The sequence below is a fragment of the Psychrobacter sp. CX21 genome (genome assembly GCF_057396255.1).
In genome coordinates, this window is sequence record NZ_JBXYJG010000014.1 from 19,783 (window position 1) to 41,305 (window position 21,523).

Genomic DNA, 21,523 nt, shown 5'->3' on the forward strand with positions numbered 1-21,523 from the left:
ATAGCGCTGTTAGGGTTAACGTATAATTCACAAATACCATGTATCTGCTTATTCGGTATCCAATCTTAACAGCTCATCTCCATCTGCTACTAAATCACCTGGTGCGAATAACAGCTCAGCGACCACACCATCGGCCGGTGCGTTAATCGTATGCTCAATTTTCATCGCTTCAATGACTGCTAAAGGGTCGCCTTGTTTGACGTTATCACCCTCAGAAACTTTGAAGGTCACTACTTGTCCTGGCATCGGAGACTTTAAACTACCCGCCGCTTGCGTGTCACCTTCCACATGTGCCATCGCATCGATTAGGGTGATAACTCCACTACCGCTATGGGTGAATATATGTACCTTTTCACCCTCAATCCAGCTTTGAACAGTTAGACGCTTTTTGTCTAACCATAATATATAAGTATCGCCATTTGTCACTTTATATTCTATTTGACTGCTATAGACACTCTTAATATTAGTGGTATTTTGAGTAGTATCTTGAGTGGCATCAGGCAGTAATGTCATAGGCTGTGGCTTACTAACATCCTCATCTGCGCTTAGGGGTCGAATCGTTAAAGTAAGTTTACCACTTTGTTCCTGCGCCGACATATCATCTACTGGCTCACACTCACTAATGATAGCCACATAATGCTGCTCATCGCTATCATCATCATTAATTACCAGACTAAATTGCCGTGTATAGTCGCTAAACCCGCGCCAACCCCCATAGCGAGTATAGGGATCAAAACCCTGTGCATGCGCTTTATCATTATGCCAAGTTTGCTGCTCTTCATTAAGCTTATGCACAACAGCAGCCGATACCAGGGTCTCAAGCGATAATGGCTGCTGATTAAATAAGTTCTCTTTTTCCCGCTCAATCAAAGCGGTATCTAGTTTGGCTTGACTAAATGATTCGGTAGCAAGTATGTGGCGTAAAAAAGCCACGTTATTAGGTAAACCTACGATTCTAGTTTGTGCCAATGCCTGATCCAACTTTGCAAGCGCTTGGTCGCGAGTTGGGGCATGTACAATAAGTTTTGCAATCATAGAGTCATAAAAGGGGCTGATGACATCACCTTCTTCTACCCCATCATCCACCCGTACTGAACCCACTGTAAACTTTGTATGCTCAGGCTTTCGGTACGTATATAAGCTACCTGTTGCTGGCAAAAAGTCATTATCAGGGTTTTCAGCGCAGATACGCGCTTCAATCGAATGACCATGAATAGCTAAGTCTTCTTGCTTTAATGGAATCTCGCCGCCAGCTGCCACTAATAGCTGCCACTTTACCAGATCTACGCCAGTAATGGCTTCGGTGACGGGGTGCTCAACTTGTAGGCGGGTATTCATCTCCATGAAATAAAAACCCATCTCGACTTTGCCATCGGCATTTGGGCGCTGCTCAATGATAAATTCTACCGTACCCGCCCCCACATAGTTGACCGCACGCGCTGCATTAATGGCCGCAGTGCCCATTGCCTCACGCATGGTCTCATCAACCCCTGGCGCTGGCGCTTCCTCTAATACTTTTTGATGGCGGCGCTGTACCGAACAATCGCGCTCAAACAGATGCACATAATTACCATGACTATCACCAAATACTTGAATCTCAATATGACGCGGATTTAACGCATATTTTTCAAGTAATACGGCATCGTTACCGAAACTTGTAATGGCTTCACGGCGACAAGAATCCAATAGGCTAATAAAGTCTTCACTGCGCTCAACCAAACGCATGCCTTTACCGCCACCCCCGGAACTGGCTTTAATAAGTAAGGGATAGCCAATTCTGTCTGCTTCTTTATGCAAAAATTCAGGATCTTGATTATCACCATGATAACCTGGGATTAATGGCACGCCAGCAGTTTCCATCAGCTGCTTTGACTCAGACTTTAAACCCATAGCGGTAATGGCTGATGCAGAAGGCCCGATAAATACAACACTTGCCTCCTCGCAAGCTTTTGCAAACGAGGCATTTTCACTCAAAAAGCCATAGCCAGGATGTATGGCCTCAGCCCTTGTCTCCTTAGCAATTTGAATCAATAAGTCGCCCTTAAGATAACTGTCTTTCGGGGCTGAGCCGCCCAAATATACCGCTTCATCACATACACTAACGTGCTTTGCGTGTCTGTCTGCATCTGAATACACAGCTACTGTGCGTACACCCATCAGTTTGGCACTCGCAGCAACGCGGCAGGCAATCTCTCCACGATTGGCGATTAGTATCTTAGAAAACATGTTTATTCCTTTAATGTAAGCTCTTTTAATCTGGCCCTATCAGTAGATGTCTTTTATAGCATGTCGCTTAGCGCATTACGTCAATTGCTTATTAAAGACCAATAGAGGGTATATGAGAGTATCTGTAGCATGATTAAGTCGTGTCAATTGTCAACAAATAGCTTCGCTAACGTTTGGATCTGTTGGTATTAATATTGGCACTAATATTGGCATTAATATTGACATTTAAAGCAACCAATTAGGCTTACGCTTTTGTAAAAACGACTGCACCCCTTCTTTGCCCTCATTAGATGCTCTAATGTCTGCAATACCCGCTACTGTCTTTGAAATAAGCGAGTCATCAATAGTCTCACCTGCCACATTATGCAATAATTGCTTGCATACAGTGACAGCATTAGGGCTATTGTTACTAAGCTTTTTAATTATGGTTGCTATTTTTTCTTCAAGCGCATCTTGTTGGACGTATTCGTGAATAAATCCAATACGCTGAGCTTCTTTAGCATCGAACACCTCAGCCGTTAAGAAATAACGATGAGCGGCGCGTGCGCCCATTGCCCGTATAACATAAGGGCTTATGGTCGCTGGCGCTAATCCTAAACGTACTTCACTCAAACAAAAGTTTGCAGTGTCGACTGCTATCGCGATATCGCACGCTGAGATGAGTCCAATTCCCCCTGCATAAACATCGCCTTGAATAGCTGCTACCGTAGGTTTAGGACAGTCGTAAATGACTCTAAGCATCTGAGCCAACTTATCTGCATCGGCTAAGTTTTCAGTACGGGTATAATCTGCCATTGCCCGCATCCAATTCAAATCAGCACCTGCACAAAAGGCTTTACCTTGTGCCGCTAGGACGATCACACGCACCTCATCTGCAAGCGAGTTACCAAGCTGCGTAAACGCTCGGTTTAACTCTTCTATAACCTCGTCATTAAAGGCATTGCGCTTATCGGGACGTGCTAAAGTAACGGTTGCGATATAATTGCTAATCGTTACGTTTAAGGTGGACAGCTTATCCAAATCGGCGAATGAACTGGATAGCGTGTTTTTTTCAGTCATAAATATCTCATTGAGTTAAGCGTTCAATATATAAATAAAAGTCAGAAAGAGTTAATATAGTCAGCGAAATACTAAACGGTTACGGTGTTAACCTCGCTCGCCCTACAATAGTAGTACTTGCACTCGGCTGCCTTGTAACCATTTAAGATTTCTTTGATTATAGTATGTTAATAAAGGCCGTTCATGAAACAATTTAAACCGATACTTCTTAGCTTTAATGGCTTTAGCTAAACTTTAACCTGAACTTTTAAAAAAACCTTAAGGTAAATCGTAAGTTACAAGTTGAACAGTAAGTTAAATCCTAAACACACCAAATGTCGTTTCTTCAATATCTGCGTTATAAGCAGCGCTTAAGCCGAGTGCTAATACATTGCGAGTGTCGGCAGGATCAATCACCCCATCGTCCCAAAGTCGCGCGCTGGCGTAATAAGGATGACCTTGCTGCTCATACATCTCTTTATATGGCGCTTTAAAAGCTTCTTCTTCCTCAGCGCTCCATGTCTCACCTTTACGCTCAATATTGTCACGCTTTACCGTTGCCAATACCGAAGCCGCTTGATCGCCGCCCATCACTGAGATACGCGCGTTCGGCCACATCCATAAGAACCTTGGACTATAAGCACGTCCACACATACCATAGTTACCCGCACCAAAGGAGCCGCCGACAATGACTGTAAATTTAGGCACACTGGCATTGGCAACTGCCATCACCATTTTGGCACCATGACGTGCTATGCCCTCATTTTCGTATTTTCGGCCTACCATAAACCCTGTAATGTTTTGCAAAAATACCAAAGGAATTTTGCGTTTGCAGCACAGCTCAATAAAGTGAGTACCTTTTTGGGCAGACTCACTAAATAAAATACCATTATTGGCAATGATGCCCACTTTCATGCCTTCAATATGAGCAAAGCCGCATACCAAGGTAGTACCAAAGCGTGATTTAAATTCATCAAATTCACTGGCATCCACAATACGTGCAATAATTTCTCTGATATCAAATGGCTTTCGCGTATCGGTCGGGATTACGCCATATAATTCTTTAGCATCGTACTTAGGTGGTCTTGGCTCGATTTGATTTGTTACGTTTTTGGGTTCACGGTTAAGGTTACCTACGATATCCCGTGCAAGCGACAAGGCATGTAAATCATTTTGAGCGAGATAATCGACCACGCCTGATAGCCGAGTATGAACATCACCGCCGCCCAAATCTTCTGCACTGACCACCTCTCCTGTAGCGGCTTTCACCAAAGGCGGACCACCCAAAAAGATAGTGCCTTGGTCTTTTACAATAATAGATTCATCGCTCATAGCAGGCACATAGGCGCCGCCCGCCGTACAGCTACCCATTACCACAGCTATTTGCGGTATTCCTGCTGCACTCATGTTAGCTTGGTTAAAGAAGATACGTCCAAAATGCTCTTTATCAGGGAACACCTCATCTTGGTTAGGCAAGTTCGCACCGCCCGAATCTACCAAATACACACATGGCAAATTATTCTCTTTAGCAATCTCTTGGGCGCGCAAGTGTTTTTTGACAGTCATCGGATAATAAGTGCCGCCTTTGACAGTCGCATCATTACACACGATCATGCACTCTATACCATTGATACGCCCAACCCCTGCTATAACACCTGCTGCGGGGATGTCTGCATCGTACATATTAAAAGCCGCCATAGGTGCAACTTCTAAAAAAGCCGTATTTGGATCTAAGAGCCGCTCCACGCGCTCACGAGGTAGGAGTTTGCCTCGGGCAAGATGCTTAAGACGAGATCGCTCAGGCCCACCTTGAGCAATTCTTTTAAGATGGGCATGCAAGTCATCTACTAAAGCCTGCATGGCAGCCGTATTATTGGCAAATTCCTTTGAATTTGGACTCAGCTTACTGTTAATAGTGGCACTCATGTCGTCCCTTTTCTATCCTAAATGTGGATGCAATATTAAATAATGCTTTTAGTGAATCAATGTTTTAAACAATTAAAGTAGTTATGGTTGTATCCATCAGCGTGCGCATTATAAACCAAGCTCTTCGATCATCATATCTGTGATTTTATACTTTTGAATTTTTCCTGTGATGGTCATAGGATATTCTTTCACAAAGCGGTAGTACTGTGGCACTTTATAATAAGCGATATTTTCTTTACAGAACTGCTTTACCTCATCTTCTGTAAGCTCGGTGTCTTTTTTGGGAATAATCCAAGCGGCCAATACTTCTCCGTATTTTTTGTCTGGTACGCCAACTATTTGAACATCGCTAATCTTCGGATGACGATATAAGTAATTCTCTATCTCAACAGGATAGATATTCTCGCCCCCTCTGATTACCATATCTTTACTGCGTCCAACAACTTTAATATAGCCATCTTCATCCATTGTGGCGAGGTCGCCGGTATGCATCCAGCCGTCTTGAATGGCTTGTTTAGTTTTAAATCGGCTGCCCCAATAGCATTTCATTACCGAATAGCCTCGGGTTAATAACTCGCCCGTTTCTCCAATTGGTACCACCTCACCAGATTCTGTATCGACGATTTTAACTTCGATATTGGGCTGCACCAATCCCACAGTAGATACCTGCTTATCAAGCGGCGTATGCTTATTGGTTTGACAAGAGACAGGGCTGGTTTCTGTCATACCGTAGGCGATGGTCACCTCATCCATGTGCATCTCATCAATCACACGGCGCATGACCTCAATTGGACAGCTTGATCCTGCCATAATGCCGGTACGCAGCGTTGACAGATCGTATTGATTAAACTCTGGATGATCTAACTCTGCGATAAACATCGTCGGCACGCCGTGCAGAGCGGTACATTTTTCTTTTTCAACGGCCTTGAGTACGCTTAAGGGCTCAAACCCATCGTTGGGATAAACAATACAGCCACCATGTGTCATTATTGCTAAATTCCCCAGTACCATACCAAAGCAGTGATATAGTGGTACAGGAATACATAAGCGATCGTCTGAACTTAAGTCCATTGCCTCGCCGATAAAATAACCATTGTTTAGAATATTGCGGTGAGTTAAAGTAGCGCCTTTTGGCGTTCCTGTTGTACCACTTGTAAACTGGACGTTAATTGGATCTGTGTTTTTTAGCTGTGCTTGGCGCTCTGCCACTCGTGGGTCGTTAGCGTCCCCTTCTTGCATCCATTCAGAGAACTTTTGCATAAAGCTGAACGTTTCGTCAGTGTCCTGCTCGTCAATCCAAATGATGCGTTCTACTGTAGGAATTTCAACCAAATCTAACTGAGTATACGTTTTATGATATATCTCAGGACATAATTCACGCACAATATTGGCATAATCACTCGTTTTAAAATGTCGCATGAGTACCAGTGCCGAGCACCCTAACTTATTAAGCGCATATTGCAGCTCAAAGCTTCGGTAGGCTGGATTTATATTGACTAAAACAACCCCGACTTTAGCCGTAGCTAACTGCATGAGCAGCCATTCAGCATTATTATGTGACCAGATTCCGACGCGATCGCCAATCTCTAATCCCATTTCTATCATAGCACTGGCAAGCTGATTTACTTTTTGGTGTAGCTCACGATAGGTCCAGCGGATGTCTTGGTGACATACCACCAAAGCTTCTTGGTCAGGATATTTGGCTACGATGGCATCAAAGAAGTCCCCAATGGTCGCTTCGATTAAAGCCGTTTTTGGGCCTGCATCATGGCTAGTATTTAGGGGGGCATTAGCAGATTTAGCACCCATGCTAATACTGGGTATTTGGCTAAAATCTAGTGAAGCATTAGCAGTAGGTAATGAGGGGGTAGAATGGGTATTACCAATCATAACGAATCCTTTCGCTTTAATTATACGTTGACACGCAACAGTCCTGTTATAGGCTAGACACTGCTATTCATACCAACACGTTGACTTAATTCCATTTAATAAACTTATTTATTCTATTTAAACTTCTTTATACTAACTATATCTATTCAAAAACTATCAGCAATACTTATTTATCTAAGTCAGTTATTTCAGAATACAGTTGTTAACTGTTTGTAGTTTAAATCTTCATAACAACCTGTGTCAAATAAAAGAAAATATCAGTAGTCATTTTTAAATTTAGCCATATATCTTTTAATTCTGGTTAGCGTCATATGTCTATACTTCTACCAAAATTAGATGCAGATATTGAATAAAAGTCGTCTCACCCCATATAAATAAAACTGTATATTTATCGGATAAATTTATGACTCAAAATAATAACACTCAAAATTCTATGTCTAAAAAACCTATGTCTGAAAACCCTATGTCAAAAAACGATGAGACTGCAACCGCAAATGATTTACGCCAACGCTTTTTTATTGAAGACTCCCCTGTGCGTGGAGACGTTGTTCGTCTACAACAAAGCTATGCCACCATTACCGCTCAGCGTGACTATCCAGAATCTATAAAACGATTACTAGGTGAAATGCTAACTGCGGCAAGCTTGTTGATCGGTACCTTAAAAATCGATTGTACGCTATCCATTCAATTGCAATCATCTGATGAAACCTCATTATTAAACTGGGCAATGGCAGAATGTGACCAAAGTGGCATAATTCGGGCGCTCGCAAGCTGGAAACATGATACCGAAGAGCAGCAGCAAGCATGGTCTCACAAAACCACGGCTAATGAAGCCTTTGCTGAGCTTGGCGACTTAGGTAAAGGGGTGATGTTTATTAATATCCAGCCTCGTCAAGGGGAGGCTTATCAAGGTATCGTTGAACGTGGTTATGATAATCTTGCCGAATGTTTGGCTCATTATCAGCTACAATCGGCGCAAATCCCTTCACTCATTAATTTGGCATGTGATGGGTTGCAAGCGGGCGGAATTTTAGTGCAAATGCTGCCTCGTACTGCTGATGAACTCTACGAAGTTGAACAAGATGAGGCAGCGGGTATTGATGATGACTTATGGACACGTTTAACCCTATTAACACGTACGGTTAAGTTTGAAGAATTGACCACTTTGGATGCAAGCGAAATTATCTATCGTTTATATAATGAAGAAAAAGTCGTCGCACCAAGCCCTGTATCGCTTGAATTTGGCTGTACCTGCTCTCGTGAAAAGTGCGAAGCGGCATTACGCCAACTGGGTCAAGCCGAAGCGAATGACATCATTGAAGAACAAGAAGGTTTATTTGAAATGGACTGTTCATTTTGTGGTTCAGTTTACAAATTTGATCAATCAGATGTTGAAGAGATCTTTAGTTAATATAGTCAAAGAACTTTAAAGTAGTCACAAGGCAACCGAGTGCAAGTACTACTAGGGTAGGCTTAACGAGGTTAACACCGTGACTCTTTATAAGTTCGCCGACTATAGCTGTTCATAATTAATAAAAGCATCAAGCCCTCTAATGTATAGACATTAGAGGGCTTGTTAGTTTAAAATTTTATGGTTGAGCAGACTTTTGACTGAATATAGATAGTCGAGTCGATTGATTGATTGACTGATTGATAGACAGTTAAATTAATGGACAGTTAAAATGATTGACTGTTTAATTGATAGACTGTTTAAATGATAGGCAGTTAAATAGGCTCTCTAATGAGCTGATAGGGATAAGACTGAACCCGAAATTCCATGGAAAAATCGCTTTTACCATTATCTTCAAGCCATGCCACCACTTGATCATGAACGCGCCTGTCATATTGAAGATTGATATGATTGACTTCATAAAAGACGGCTTTATGCCCTTCTGGTACCACCAACGTATGCTCTAACGAGTCTTCACCTAATGCTGATTCCACTGAGACCAAACCGTCACCTACCAGACTTGTCGCTCTTGAATCATACAAGCCACCAACAATATTACCCGCTATAAAAAAAGCATTAATGTGTTTGGGTAATTTAACCGGATGACGGAAATCTTCTGGAAGCACATCACGTTTATCTAAGTGCATCCAATCTTCATCACAGACACTGCCGTGACGCAAATCTATGATACCGGCACTACGAATGCTTCCTAAACGTGATAAAGAGCCTGCAAATGGCACACTGCCTATAATATCTAATACATGCGCCCCAATACGCTCGAGCACCGCGCCCTGATGTGGTGAGCCAATAGTCACTAGATTGCCAATTCTTTCGTACCAGTTTAAACCCAGCTGATCAGCATAGAACATAGCGCTACGGGCGACCAAGCCACCCATGCTATATCCCACCAAATCAATCTGAGTGATGTCAGGATTTCGATCGACCAATTGATGAAGTAGATACGCCAAACACCGACCATTTTGCGATATACGGCGCCCTGTATTGTAATCTAAATATAAAATGGTGTCCTGCGGCATTGCTTTTGCAATGTTCTCACCAAGGCTATCTTCTTGACACGGATGCCAAGATGAATAACTTAGGCATAGCCCATGACACATAATAATGATACGACCTGACAACTTATGACTGTTGCTATGAATTTGACCATATCTGTCATAAAAACTAATAGGTACCGCAAGTGGATTATTGAGACGAACGAGATGATCCCCCATCACACCATTCAAAACATTGACAAAAGATTTGAGCACATCGGGCAAAGGCTTGACACGACGTTTAGAGATGCCTTTATAAAATTTGGAGCCTGATGAGGTTAAGCGGCTGCCCGTATGATGCATAGAGAAACGTACAAGATTATAAGCCTGTCGGGTTACGCCCCTTTGCCATCGACTGCGATGATGATCATTAAATCTACCAAAAGGTCGTAAGAGGATTTCAGAATGAATGTCTTCTATAATTTTGGTGACCTCAACCACGCCAGTCACCATGAGCTGACCTAAGCCTTCAAACAAATCATTTAGAGTAACAGGATCGTCTTTTATTGATGCGCAGCTGTCCATTAACGAGTACGAAATTTCATCGACATAGAGATAGTCTAATTCGTTAAGCTTTTCAGACAGTTCGTTTAAATAAATAGGGTCACCATGAGTTATCAAATCACACTTTGCATATTTAGGGTATTTTCCACGTTTTGCGTATCTTTCGTGCTTAGTGTCGTTTTCACCAAATTTAAGTTTAGACATGACTTCATATTACCCAAATAATTAAGTATTAAATAGTATCTATTATTTAAGTAAATGTATAAAGCTCAAATGTAACCTCAAAGTTATCTCGTTGTGGTCGGCTTTAACTAAATATAATGTAGCGACCTTAAATGCAAATCTCATAATCAGTTTTAAGTATCTCTTTTAATATTTAGCTTTTCGTTTTGTAAGCATTTATACACTAAAAGCTTTATTTTTAAAGTACAGTAGTTTGCCATTCATGTGAATTTAGCTTTAATAATAGACTATCTCCACGTTGCAATACGCCCACCCCACTTGGTGTACCCGTCATGATAACATCACCAGCCTGTAGACTGAACGCATAACTAATTTCACTTAGCAGCTCATATATGGGAAATAACATTAATTTTGTATCCCCGTCTTGAGTGAGCTTATCATTGATAAAAAGCTGATACCGTAAGCGGTTTAAATCATTAAAATTATCAGCTGATACCCAATCGCATAAGATACAGGACCCATCAAAGCATTTGGCACGCTCCCACGGATGACCTTTTGCCTTTAAAGCACTTTGTAAGTCTCTCAATGTCAAATCCAGTCCTAGGGTAACGGCATCAATTAACCCGTCAATGGATTTCACGGTATCTACTGACGCTGAATTCAGCGGTTTTGCGATACGCAAACATAATTCGGCTTCGTAATGAACCTCATAAGTAGTATCGCGAGGGGTATCTACTACTTGACTCACAATAGGCTCATCAATACTGATCACGCTAGAGGCGGGCTTGATAAACAAAATGGGTCGTGTCGGCACCTCATTGCCAAGCTCTTTAGCATGAGCAGCATAATTACGGCCAACGCATAAGACTTTGCCGATAGGGGTAGATTCAGTTTGAGTAGACAACTGTTTATCCTTTTAAGTTAAGTGTTCAAATTTGAAACAGACGTAGACTTTATAAGGTCGATAAACCACTTATAGAATTTTGACTTAGGGTTTATTGATTGATACATGTAGATATTCGATTTATAGCTCGCTACTTAGGTTACTCAAACTTATAAAGCAATACAAGCACAAAAAAACCAGCCTATAAGCTGGTTAATTAGTTTAACGAATGGAGGGTAACTGAGTGACCTAATTTAATGCATGGGAAGTTAATACATGGGTTAGGGTACAGTCGTCGTCATCACCTCTGGTGGCACATAGCTCATGTAACGGTTAAAACGCTTCTCGGCTAACTTGAATATGAATAATATAATCCAAGTTAGTACTAGATAAACAATACCTGCGGCAAAATACAATTCCATATTCGTATAAGTCACGGCACTGATTGTTTTGGCAACACCCGTGATGTCTAATAAGGTTATTGTCATTGCAAGCGCGCTACCTTTGAGCATAAAAATAACTTCATTACTATAAGCTGGCAACATAATCCCAAAGGCTCTTGGTAAAATAATACGCTTAAACTTTTGCGTATTAGACATTCCAATGGCATCGGCAGCTTCCAATTCACCTTCAGGTATGGCCAATATGGCACCGCGAATAATCTCAGCAATATAGGCGCTTGTATTTAATGTAAAAGCAATCGTTGCGCACCAAAAAGCATTTTTAAATACAGGCTCCCACAAAAATGAGTTTTTGAGAAAATCGAACTGCTGAAACCCGAAATAAATCAGATAAATCTGAACCAGTAAAGGGGTACCGCGAAAAAAAAATATATATAAAAACGCCAGACTTTTTAAAAGCTTATTATTCGATAAGCGCATTAGTGCGAATATAAAACCTAAGAACAAACCGATGACACCGGACAACACCACCAGCTCAATAGTGACAACTGCGCCCCCTAAGAGATCAGGGAACGATTCAAATATAACTTTCCAGCTCCAGTCCATATCGTCGCCCTACTCTTTAATGAGATTAATAGGAAAAAAGGAGGACGGCTTATTTAGCCGTTTGGCATATCGTGCAGCTGGGTTTGCACGCCATTCAAGGAACATAACAATACCAGTAATAATTACGGTCAGCCCTAAATAGATTAAAGCCGCTGCCATGTAAAAGGTGAATGAATCCTGAGTAGCTGCTTTACCGCGATTAGCCTGAAAGATAATATCTTGTAAGCCCACTACTGATACGAGTGCCGTATCTTTTAATAACACCAAAAATAAGTTACCTAAACCTGGTAAAGCAAGTTGCCAAAACTGCGGCATGGTTATTCTAAAATATATTTGAATAGGACGCATACCTATCGCTTCAGCAGCTTCACGTTGACCTTCTGGAATCTCTTGCATGGCCATCCGAAACACTTCGGTTGCATACGCACCAAACGCGATAGAGAGGGCTAGAACGCCAGCAATAAAAGGACTGAAATCATGATATTGATGGTAACCAAGCTTATTTAAAAGAGCATTTAATAGAACAAAGCCGCCATTATATATAAACAGCACCAATAGTAACTCAGGTATACCCCGCATGGTTGACGTATACACCGTTGCAAGATTGCGCAATATCCAGACATTGGAAAGTTTCGCAGAAGCACCCAATAAGCCTAATATCATGCCAAAAAACAAACTTACTACAGCAAGTTTAATAGTGACAAGTGCGCCACTCAAAAGTAATGGCCCAAAACCTTGCAAATCCATCACGTCATTCACACCTTCATTATGTTAAAAATAATATAGGCCGGCTAAAATTCAATATTAACCGGCCTATACGAATATGAGTAAAGGTCACCGGTTCTCTACCTTGTTTGAAAAGACAACATACCGATTGATTAAGCTAGAATATAACTACCCATATTTTAAATTAACATTTTAATCCTATTTTAAATATTAGAAATACTGACCTCTGATTTCGTCATATTTACCGCTCTCTTTAACAGAGGCAAGCGCTTCATTAAACTTCTCTCTTAATGGATCTTCTTTGCGCACAGCAATACCAAAATTATCGTCATTATCTATTTCATCTCCGATAATTTCGTAATTTGTCTTGCCATCACTTAACCAGTTTACAACAGGTGCGGTATCAGAAAGAATACCATCTAAACGACCCGCTTCTAAATCTAAGAAAGCATCGCCAATGGTGTCATATAATTTTGCATTCGTATTCGGTAAGTTATCGCCCAACCACTGTGCGGCAATAGTTGCACGTTGAGTGCCTAGGGTAAGTCCTTCTAAAGACGTCTTATCTTCAGGATTTAAATCTGACCCTTTTTCAGCAACAAATACCAAAGAGTTTTCAAAATAAGAATCAGTAAAATCTACCTGCTCTGCGCGTTCTGGCGTGATAGACATGCCCGCAATGACTGCATCATACTTACCATTTTTTAGTCCTGGGATAATACCGTCCCAATCTTGAGCCTGTAGCTGGCAGTTTGCTTGTATCTCGTCACATAGCGCATTAATTAAGTCAATATCGAAACCAACTAAATTACCGTCACTGTCAGTTGCATTAAAGGGAGCATAGGCGCCTTCCGTAGCAATGCGAATGGGTTCTTGAGTGCTCATCTCAGTAGTTGCATCTGTCGCCACTTCTTCAGAAGTTGTTTGCTCAGTATTGTTACAGCCTACTAATAACGTCATTGATAGGCCAGTCGCTAAAGCGATGGCTGATTTGACTAGCGTATTGAAACCAGTCTGTGTCGAAGTGTTTTGCATTTGGTACTTCCTTTTAATGTTAAAAATGCCCAGTAATTACAAGTTATCTATTTTGGCGTAGAGAATTTAAATGTGAAGCTAATAATTAAATTCTATAAACAACTCAGCTTTGCAATAGCATTATTTAATTACAGTTTAAGTATTCTAACAGCATTAATTTCATACTAACTGAAACTTATAGCAATAAAGTCTTATCGGCTGTTGACAAAAATAATACCCGAGCAATGTCATAAAAACAAATATTTTATTGCGTAAACCTAATTTTAAAGGTTTCAATTGCAAATGAATTCTATTATAGGCGCTTAATTTTTACTTTTTTACAAAAATAACGTTATTAGATTTAAATCGTATTTGCGTCTGCTCTATGCGATGCCATAAATTCACGCACTCTGGTTGATTTGGGATTATCAAAAACTTGTTCAGGAGTTCCCATCTCTTCTATACGCCCCTCATGCAAGAAAACAACTTTAGACGACACATCACGAGCAAAGCGCATTTCATGCGTCACGATTAACATGGTACGGCCTTCAGCAGCCAACTCACGCATAACCGCCAATACTTCATTCACGAGCTCTGGGTCAAGGGCTGAGGTTGGCTCATCAAATAACAGTACTTGCGGCTTCATAGCTAGGGCACGAGCAATGGCCACGCGCTGACGCTGTCCACCCGATAAGTTATCAGGGTAGGCATCTTTTTTATCGTGAAGTCCTACCTTTTTTAGTAATGCCTCTGCTTCTTGAATCGCCTCACTCTTTTTCATTTTTAGAACTTGGGTTGGCCCTTCAATGATATTTTCCAAAATTGTTTTATGTGGCCACAAATTAAAATTTTGAAATACAAATCCTACCCGTGCTCTCAAACTTTCAAGCTGCGCACGGTTTTTGGCTTGAAGCTCACCTGACTTACTTGGGACGAGGTCAAGCGTCTCATTACCTAAGGTAATCGTGCCTTTATTGGGCTTTTCAAGTAGATTAATGCAGCGAAGCAGTGTGGACTTGCCCGAGCCTGAAGAGCCCAGTATGGAGATAACATCACCATCATAAGCAGTTATCGACACTCCTTTTAATACCTCAAGCGATCCATAGCTTTTATATATATTTTGCAAATCAAGGGCAACAGGTCGATCTGAAGTAGCATTTGACATAAAGGTGAACGGTATCCGATATTTGATATTATGAATTTAAGCAGGCGCATTATAACCCATAGTTTTTAGACTGACATACAGCTTAATTAAGTATTAAGCCATAAAAAAGCAGTCATACCTGATAGACTTCTATACCAAATATGGTATAGGCAGTTATATGCCTTGCTATTAAGGTATATATTGTCTCTTAAAACCTATTAAATAAGCAACTAATTATATAAGCAGTTAAATAAGTAACCTATATAAATAAGCTAATAGATAAGCAACTAATTTAGCGCAGTACCTTTACCTGACTATTAAATTCAATCACGTATAAAGCTATAAGACCAATGCATATGCAAACCTCGCCTAGACAGTCATACATGCATTGGTCGCATTTTATTTAGCTGACATCATACACGATGTTCTAAACCTAAAAATTTAATACTTAATAGGTGGATACGTGCTCTTCTTGCTCAGTACCATCTAGTATTTCGGCATCGTCCGCTGAGTCAAGTTGTTCTTCTTGAGCCGCTAAACTCTCTTCACTTGCCTCAACATCTGGATCTGCAAGCTCAATGTCATTGTCATTGCCAATATGCGTACTGTCTGTATCGTTAGATTCAGTTTCAATAGTTTGAGACTCTTCGGCTTCGGCACCTTCAACCTCGGCTTCCTGCTCAGGGCTGCTACATGCAGAGATACCAAGTGTTAGAATACTCGCTGCTAATACCTGCGCAATAAGTGATGCTTTAAAGTTTTCCATATGAGTACCTATTCATTTATATTGCACTTAAATTTATCTTAAACTAAGTTATTTGTGAGCTTAAAGCACTGGGTACTTAAAGCTTTTATAATGAAGTGTCTGTAACTTATTTACCAGTCATACATAATTTACCAGTCATACATTAATTTCAGTCATACATTAATTTCAGTCATATATTAAAAGCTATGCACTGAAAATCATGTAATAAAAGATATGTAATAAAAGAATTATAGACATACAAGCACTATTATAAACCATCCTTTCTTAAAGTTGTTTCTCACTAACTCATAGTTTCTTGCAAATAGCTAATTAATAACGGCTACTTACTTAAGTTACTACTAATCTTTAACATGCAAAAGCAGAATTTAGTAATGCTTTGTGAGCGTATGTCCTTGAGTATAAGTTTGCCAGTATCAGTGTGGGTCGCAAACCGCTTTACTAATATCTCTATCTGCTTTATGTTATAACAAAAGTTATCTTATCTTTATACTTTTCTTCATCTATTAGGACACTGTAAATGGGACAGAACATAAAGGATATCAAACAATACATGCAGCAAGTAGGCAAACAAGCTAGAGCTGCCTCAAGAGAGCTGGCTGCTGCGAGTACGGGGGAAAAAAATAACGCCCTGCTTTGCATATATGACAAATTGCAAGCCGCTAAATCTGACATTTTGACTGCCAATAAAATCGATATGGATAATGGTCGTAGTAATAATTTAGAATCCGCCTTACTTGATCGATTAGAATTAACAGACGCACGCTTTAAGGGCATGTTACAAGGCTTAAAAGATGTCTCAAATCTGCCAGATCCTATTGGTGAAGTTACGGATATGACGTATCGCCCTTCTGGCATACAATTGGGTAAAATGCGTGTGCCATTAGGCGTGGTCGGTATGATCTATGAATCTCGCCCCAATGTGACCTTAGAAGCTGCTTCGTTAGCTTTAAAATCTGGTAATGCCATTATCTTACGCGGCGGCTCTGAGGCATTTGAGTCCAATCAAGCTATCGCCAAGTGTATCATAGAGGGCTTGAAAGAATCAGGTTTGCCAGAGCATGGCGTTCAAGTATTGCAAACTACCGATCGAGCTGCTGTGGGCGAATTGATTACAATGACTGATTATGTTGATGTGATTGTACCGCGCGGCGGCAAGGGTCTTATCGAACGTATTAGTAATGATGCAAAAGTACCCGTTATTAAACATTTAGACGGAAATTGTCATACCTTTATAGATAGTGATGCAGATCCTAAAATTGCTATTGATGTCAGTGTCAATGCCAAAACACACCGCTATGGCACCTGCAATACGATGGAGACGCTATTAATAGATAAAGATATTGCAGAATCTCTATTACCTAAAGTTGCCGAAGCCATTGTCGAGGCGGACGACGCCATGCAGCTTCGTCTTGATGCCGTATCGATGACTATCTTAGATGATAACCTAAAGCTGTCAGGTCATTTGAGTGACGCTAATGATGCGGACTGGGATACGGAGTATTTGGCTCCTATATTAGCTGTTAAGATTGTCGAGGACATAGATGAGGCCATTCAACATATCAATACGCATGGTAGTCATCATACCGATGCTATTATTACGGACAATTACACCAAATCTCAACGTTTTATTCGTGAGGTCGACTCTTCAAGCGTTATGATTAATGCTTCAAGCCGATTTGCAGATGGTTTTGAATATGGCCTTGGCGCAGAAATTGGTATCTCCACCGATAAGATTCATGCTCGTGGTCCAGTCGGGCTTGAAGGATTAACGTCGCAGAAGTGGATTGTTTATGGGCATGGCGAGGTGCGTAGCTAAACTTATAACTTAATATAAAAATCACGAGACCTATAAATGCCAGTATAATCTGGCATTTTTTTGATTGATCCAATTATTTTATAGCATCATACAGTGTGAGTTTTATCAAAAATATATTGTTACTAAAATATTGCTAATGGTGACAATTAAATCTAATATTTTTGATATCGTTACGCGTATAAAGTAATAAGAGGTATCCGTTATGATGATGTTTTTAGTAATATTGGTCGTGTCTAGCGCATTGATAGTGGGTGCACTATGGGGCGTTTATGGCAAGCTCCCAGACTGGATGCAAGGCAACCTTTTAGCAATAGCAGGTGGCGCGCTGATGCTAGCGGTCGCCTTAGAGATGTTGCAACCTGCAATATCAGAAGGTGGGCTACTAAATGCTGTTATATTCACCATGATTGGTGCAATGGTATTCACAGGTGTCGATTATCTAATTGATGAAAAGATGGACAGTAGCGGCGGTGGCGGTCTTTTGGCTGCGGTTACTTTAGATGGTGTGCCTGAGAACTTAGCGTTAGGCGTCTCTTTAATTAGTGGAAACCCAATGCAAGTGGCTGCATTAGCAGGATCTATATTACTATCTAACTTACCAGAAGCAGCGGGCGGCGCAAAACAAATGAAAGAAGGCGGCGCTAATAAAAAAACCATCATTTTAATTTGGATAGGCGCCGCAGTGCTATTGTCAGTCGCTGCTATATTGGGTAATTTACTACTTAGAGATGTATCAAAGTCCGCTTTAAGCTCTATCGACTGTTTCGCCGCTGGTGCTGTCATCGCATCATTAGCCACCGAGCTATTCCCTGAAGCTTTCAAAAAAGGCAACCACTGGGCTGGTATTAGTACTGCAATTGGTTTGGTAATAGCCTTAGCGCTTAATCAATTAGGTGGTTAAATAATTAGCCACTATCTTAAGGTTATATTAATCTTTGGGATTATATCTATTTTGTTTACCTACTATTTTTATGCCAATCAACGCCCATACTATTCATTGCATTTAAAGACTGTTGTTTAGGCACTGGTATTCTTTTTTAAACGCAGCTTTTTAAACTTAACTTTTCAGACATAGCTTTTTAAACATAGCTATTTAAAACACGGTTATAAGGACGACTGCTTCATGCAAAGTGGTAAGATAAAGTATTGGAATGAGGACAAAGGTTACGGATTTATTGACGTCGACTCTCAGTCTGAAGACGTCTTTTTCCATATCAGTCATTCAAGATTAGAAGGGCCAATACAGGTAGGTCAGCACGTCATATTTAATAGTGAGCGCGACGAGCAAAACCGTCTTAATGCAATCGAAGTTACAAATACAGAGTTTGACTTATCATCTGACTCTGCATTAGGTTCACATAAGGCTTCTACAATCTTAGATACTCAGTCTACTCATAAGACCTTAAATAGCAGTCAGCTCAATAACCGCCAAACTAATAGCTACGGCGCACACAGTAATAGAGCCAAGATTCATGTAGCAGACAAAAGCTGGCTATCACGATTGATGACGATCATAGCGATTGTAGCTGTCGCCATATATGTCTTTGGTGATTTAAATCTTAGTAACACGTCCGCAAGCGATAATCCTTCAAATATTACACAATCATCATCTGTAGGTTCTGACAGCTCAAGCACTTACCCAGCTATCAAAGAGGATGATGGGTCTATTGAAGTTACTGGTATAGAAGTTACTAAAACAGATATCACTGGAGATGCACAAGTTGACCAGACGATTGCCTTGATTCAACAAGGTGGACCTTACCCCTATCCTCGTAAGGACGGTTCAACTTTTTATAATCGAGAAGGTCGCTTGCCTAACAAGCCTAATGGGTATTATCGAGAGTACACGGTACCTACGCCAGGAGTATCACATCGAGGAGCACGGCGTATCGTCACGGGTGGTAATCCGCCTACCGTATATTATCTAACCGTAGATCACTATGACAGTTTCAAACCACTCAAGGTCGATTAATATGACACAAGCGATTCATTTTATTCCAAAGCATCCTCATATGATGGATACTATACCCGCAAACGCTAAATTGTTACCATTAACAAATGAGATAAACAAACAAACCTTATTAAAAGCGCTTGATGACGCTTGTGATTTTCCCAATTACTTTGCACACAATTGGGATAGCGCATGGGACTGTTTGACCGACAGTGATGTTGAAAACTTAAGCTTAGATTTGACCGCCATCAATAATATAAATACCGAAGACTTCAATGTATTTAAAAACATGATTCAAGATGCATTCCAAGACTTTGGAAAGCCCAAGCTGTGGGTAATCGTAAATGAAGAGCCTAATAGATGAACCTAATTAGTAATAGAGGTAGAGTCAGATAACCATAAGTTTATATTAGGTGTGAATCAAATCTGTAAATAGAATCTTTGAATAGCATTTTTTAAATAACTTACTTGAATAACTGCTTTAAAAAGTCTCTTCACATAAGGCTGAAATAACATAAAACCCCATGGCTTAACAACACTCCACATTATTTATAGACGACTTATCGTTAATTATTAAACTATAATAATCCATATTTTTAATCTTCATGTGGTAACACGTATAAAAAATAGAAAATATATGTAATAAGGATCGACTTATGGATGTTACTTTGAATGGCTATTACACCCTTATATTAGCCACTTTGGTCTTATTATTAGGACGTTTTTTAGTAAAAAGAATAAAGTTTTTAGAGGACTTCAACATCCCAGAACCCGTTGCGGGTGGTCTAGTTGCTGCGGTGATTGTTTATGTCCTCAATCTAATCTGGGGCTATAGTTTTAACTTTCAGCAAGAGCTACAGACAGCTTGTATGTTAATGTTCTTTGCCTCTATTGGACTCAGTGCTGACTTTGGACGATTAAAGGCTGGGGGTACGCCTTTATTGATATTCACCGCTGTAGTTTCTTCATTCATCGTCGTGCAAGACATTGTTGGTGTTTCTATGGCCTCATTGCTGGGACTTGATCCTTTATTAGGTTTGGTTACTGGCTCTATCGCCTTAACTGGCGGGCATGGTACTGCAGGGGCGTGGGGTATCACTTTGGAAGAGCAGTATGGCGTGGCGGGCGCCACCACATTAGGTATCGCAGTGGCGACCTATGGCCTTGTTGCAGGTGGCGTTATTGGTGGCCCAGTTGCTCGCCGTCTTATTAATAAATTAGGCGTTGAGCCTGCGCCAGTAAATCTTAACCCTAGTGAAACTGAGCGCCTTGCTGGACAGCAATCCCTTTATAGCACAAAGCATAATGAAGAGGATGCACACAGAAATAAAGAGATATTTGAAAAACCAGACAACATACGTCTTATTACCGCTTCTTCTACTATTGAATCGTTGGCCTTGTTTGCAGCAGCATTAGCATTCGCAGATGTTATGACCTTGCTAGGTGATGGCACTTGGTTTGATTTGCCGACTTTCGTTTGGGCGCTGGCTGGCGGCGTTATTATCCGTAACGTATTGACTTTAGTTTTTGACTTCAACATGTTTGATCGTGCCATTGATGTGATCGGTAATGCTTCTTTGAGCTTATTCTTAGCCATGGCTTTATTATCACTAAAACTATGGCAGCTAACCGATTTGGCAGGCCCTGTACTTATTATCCTAATCGTACAAACGCTGATCATGATTCTATACGTTTATCTACTGACTTTTAGAATTATGGGTAAAGACTATGATGCCGCCGTATTGTCTGCAGGACACTGCGGGTTTGGTATGGGCGCGACCCCAACTGCGATTGCTAATATGCAAGCCGTAACGGACCGTTATCTGCCATCACCTAAAGCCTTTTTGATTGTGCCTATGGTTGGCGCATTCTTTGTGGATATCGTCAATGCCACCGTACTACAAATATTTGTGAACTTACCATTTATGTAGTTGGTAGCGTCAAAGC

The 21,523-nt window shown here is 40.7% G+C and carries 17 protein-coding genes; 6 read left to right on the forward strand and 11 right to left on the reverse strand.

Annotated features, from left to right (window positions below; all coding sequences use genetic code 11):
• Positions 1 to 48: 48 nt before the first annotated feature.
• From AC2SLP_RS08855 to AC2SLP_RS08870, 4 genes are all read right to left on the reverse strand, one after another.
• The gene (locus AC2SLP_RS08855) at positions 49 to 2,226 is read right to left on the reverse strand and encodes an acetyl/propionyl/methylcrotonyl-CoA carboxylase subunit alpha (protein WP_486536312.1); all 2,178 of its coding nucleotides are present in this window, start codon (positions 2,224 to 2,226) and stop codon (positions 49 to 51) included.
• 225 nt (positions 2,227 to 2,451) lie between these two features.
• Entirely contained in the window at positions 2,452 to 3,285 is an 834-nt protein-coding gene (locus tag AC2SLP_RS08860; RefSeq protein WP_486536313.1) for an enoyl-CoA hydratase/isomerase family protein, read from the reverse strand.
• Positions 3,286 to 3,579: 294 nt separating this feature from the next.
• On the reverse strand, positions 3,580 to 5,190 hold the full coding sequence (locus AC2SLP_RS08865) for a carboxyl transferase domain-containing protein (protein ID WP_486536314.1): 1,611 nt from the start codon (positions 5,188 to 5,190) through the stop codon (positions 3,580 to 3,582).
• A gap of 108 nt (positions 5,191 to 5,298) precedes the next feature.
• Positions 5,299 to 7,080 (reverse strand): AMP-binding protein, encoded by a 1,782-nt coding sequence (locus tag AC2SLP_RS08870; protein ID WP_486536315.1) that lies wholly within the window; start codon positions 7,078 to 7,080, stop codon positions 5,299 to 5,301.
• Positions 7,081 to 7,543: 463 nt separating this feature from the next.
• Here AC2SLP_RS08870 and hslO point away from each other — a divergent pair, with 463 nt between their 5' ends.
• Positions 7,544 to 8,491: an Hsp33 family molecular chaperone HslO gene (hslO, locus tag AC2SLP_RS08875; RefSeq protein ID WP_486536366.1), complete on the forward strand. Its 948-nt coding sequence runs from the start codon at positions 7,544 to 7,546 to the stop codon at positions 8,489 to 8,491.
• A gap of 314 nt (positions 8,492 to 8,805) precedes the next feature.
• Here the strand turns inward: hslO and AC2SLP_RS08880 are convergent, their stop codons facing one another.
• The 7 genes from AC2SLP_RS08880 to AC2SLP_RS08910 all read right to left on the reverse strand — a co-directional run bounded on the left by AC2SLP_RS08880 (position 8,806) and on the right by AC2SLP_RS08910 (position 15,809).
• Positions 8,806 to 10,290, reverse strand: coding sequence for a PGAP1-like alpha/beta domain-containing protein (locus AC2SLP_RS08880; RefSeq protein ID WP_486536316.1), 1,485 nt, complete (start codon positions 10,288 to 10,290; stop codon positions 8,806 to 8,808).
• A 217-nt stretch (positions 10,291 to 10,507) separates the two neighbouring features.
• Positions 10,508 to 11,173 (reverse strand): fumarylacetoacetate hydrolase family protein, encoded by a 666-nt coding sequence (locus AC2SLP_RS08885; protein WP_486536317.1) that lies wholly within the window; start codon positions 11,171 to 11,173, stop codon positions 10,508 to 10,510.
• A 260-nt stretch (positions 11,174 to 11,433) separates the two neighbouring features.
• The gene (locus tag AC2SLP_RS08890) at positions 11,434 to 12,159 is read right to left on the reverse strand and encodes an ABC transporter permease (protein ID WP_486536318.1); all 726 of its coding nucleotides are present in this window, start codon (positions 12,157 to 12,159) and stop codon (positions 11,434 to 11,436) included.
• Between the two features lie 9 nt (positions 12,160 to 12,168).
• Positions 12,169 to 12,909, reverse strand: a complete 741-nt coding sequence (locus tag AC2SLP_RS08895) for an ABC transporter permease (protein ID WP_486536319.1) — start codon at positions 12,907 to 12,909, stop codon at positions 12,169 to 12,171.
• Positions 12,910 to 13,095: 186 nt separating this feature from the next.
• On the reverse strand, positions 13,096 to 13,920 hold the full coding sequence (locus tag AC2SLP_RS08900) for a transporter substrate-binding domain-containing protein (RefSeq protein ID WP_486536320.1): 825 nt from the start codon (positions 13,918 to 13,920) through the stop codon (positions 13,096 to 13,098).
• Between the two features lie 340 nt (positions 13,921 to 14,260).
• Positions 14,261 to 15,064, reverse strand: a complete 804-nt coding sequence (locus AC2SLP_RS08905; RefSeq protein ID WP_486536321.1) for an ABC transporter ATP-binding protein — start codon at positions 15,062 to 15,064, stop codon at positions 14,261 to 14,263.
• Positions 15,065 to 15,491: 427 nt separating this feature from the next.
• Positions 15,492 to 15,809, reverse strand: coding sequence for a hypothetical protein (locus AC2SLP_RS08910; RefSeq protein ID WP_486536322.1), 318 nt, complete (start codon positions 15,807 to 15,809; stop codon positions 15,492 to 15,494).
• Between the two features lie 517 nt (positions 15,810 to 16,326).
• Here AC2SLP_RS08910 and AC2SLP_RS08915 point away from each other — a divergent pair.
• From AC2SLP_RS08915 to gltS, 5 genes are all read left to right on the forward strand, one after another.
• Positions 16,327 to 17,625, forward strand: coding sequence for a glutamate-5-semialdehyde dehydrogenase (locus AC2SLP_RS08915; protein WP_486536323.1), 1,299 nt, complete (start codon positions 16,327 to 16,329; stop codon positions 17,623 to 17,625).
• Between the two features lie 202 nt (positions 17,626 to 17,827).
• Positions 17,828 to 18,526, forward strand: coding sequence for a ZIP family metal transporter (locus AC2SLP_RS08920; RefSeq protein WP_486536324.1), 699 nt, complete (start codon positions 17,828 to 17,830; stop codon positions 18,524 to 18,526).
• Positions 18,527 to 18,748: 222 nt separating this feature from the next.
• Positions 18,749 to 19,597, forward strand: coding sequence for a ribonuclease domain-containing protein (locus tag AC2SLP_RS08925; RefSeq protein ID WP_486536325.1), 849 nt, complete (start codon positions 18,749 to 18,751; stop codon positions 19,595 to 19,597).
• Position 19,598: 1 nt separating this feature from the next.
• A complete protein-coding gene (locus AC2SLP_RS08930) occupies positions 19,599 to 19,940 on the forward strand; it encodes a barstar family protein (RefSeq protein WP_486536326.1) in 342 nt (113 codons plus the stop codon).
• Between the two features lie 292 nt (positions 19,941 to 20,232).
• Positions 20,233 to 21,507 carry a sodium/glutamate symporter gene (gltS, locus tag AC2SLP_RS08935; RefSeq protein WP_486536327.1) on the forward strand — a complete coding sequence of 425 codons (1,275 nt, stop codon included), beginning with the start codon at positions 20,233 to 20,235 and terminating at the stop codon, positions 21,505 to 21,507.
• The last annotated feature ends 16 nt before the right edge of the window (positions 21,508 to 21,523 follow it).

Bases quoted from the DNA above. Each gene is read 5' to 3' on its own strand.
- AC2SLP_RS08855 (WP_486536312.1), bottom strand. From the start codon at position 2,226: ATGTTTTCTAAGATACTAATCGCCAATCGTGGAGAGATTGCCTGCCGC.
- AC2SLP_RS08860 (WP_486536313.1), bottom strand. From the start codon at position 3,285: ATGACTGAAAAAAACACGCTATCCAGTTCATTCGCCGATTTGGATAAG.
- AC2SLP_RS08865 (WP_486536314.1), bottom strand. From the start codon at position 5,190: ATGAGTGCCACTATTAACAGTAAGCTGAGTCCAAATTCAAAGGAATTT.
- AC2SLP_RS08870 (WP_486536315.1), bottom strand. From the start codon at position 7,080: ATGATTGGTAATACCCATTCTACCCCCTCATTACCTACTGCTAATGCT.
- hslO (WP_486536366.1), top strand. From the start codon at position 7,544: ATGTCAAAAAACGATGAGACTGCAACCGCAAATGATTTACGCCAACGC.
- AC2SLP_RS08880 (WP_486536316.1), bottom strand. From the start codon at position 10,290: ATGTCTAAACTTAAATTTGGTGAAAACGACACTAAGCACGAAAGATAC.
- AC2SLP_RS08890 (WP_486536318.1), bottom strand. From the start codon at position 12,159: ATGGACTGGAGCTGGAAAGTTATATTTGAATCGTTCCCTGATCTCTTA.
- AC2SLP_RS08900 (WP_486536320.1), bottom strand. From the start codon at position 13,920: ATGCAAAACACTTCGACACAGACTGGTTTCAATACGCTAGTCAAATCA.
- AC2SLP_RS08905 (WP_486536321.1), bottom strand. From the start codon at position 15,064: ATGTCAAATGCTACTTCAGATCGACCTGTTGCCCTTGATTTGCAAAAT.
- AC2SLP_RS08910 (WP_486536322.1), bottom strand. From the start codon at position 15,809: ATGGAAAACTTTAAAGCATCACTTATTGCGCAGGTATTAGCAGCGAGT.
- AC2SLP_RS08915 (WP_486536323.1), top strand. From the start codon at position 16,327: ATGGGACAGAACATAAAGGATATCAAACAATACATGCAGCAAGTAGGC.
- AC2SLP_RS08920 (WP_486536324.1), top strand. From the start codon at position 17,828: ATGATGATGTTTTTAGTAATATTGGTCGTGTCTAGCGCATTGATAGTG.
- AC2SLP_RS08925 (WP_486536325.1), top strand. From the start codon at position 18,749: ATGCAAAGTGGTAAGATAAAGTATTGGAATGAGGACAAAGGTTACGGA.
- AC2SLP_RS08930 (WP_486536326.1), top strand. From the start codon at position 19,599: ATGACACAAGCGATTCATTTTATTCCAAAGCATCCTCATATGATGGAT.
- gltS (WP_486536327.1), top strand. From the start codon at position 20,233: ATGGATGTTACTTTGAATGGCTATTACACCCTTATATTAGCCACTTTG.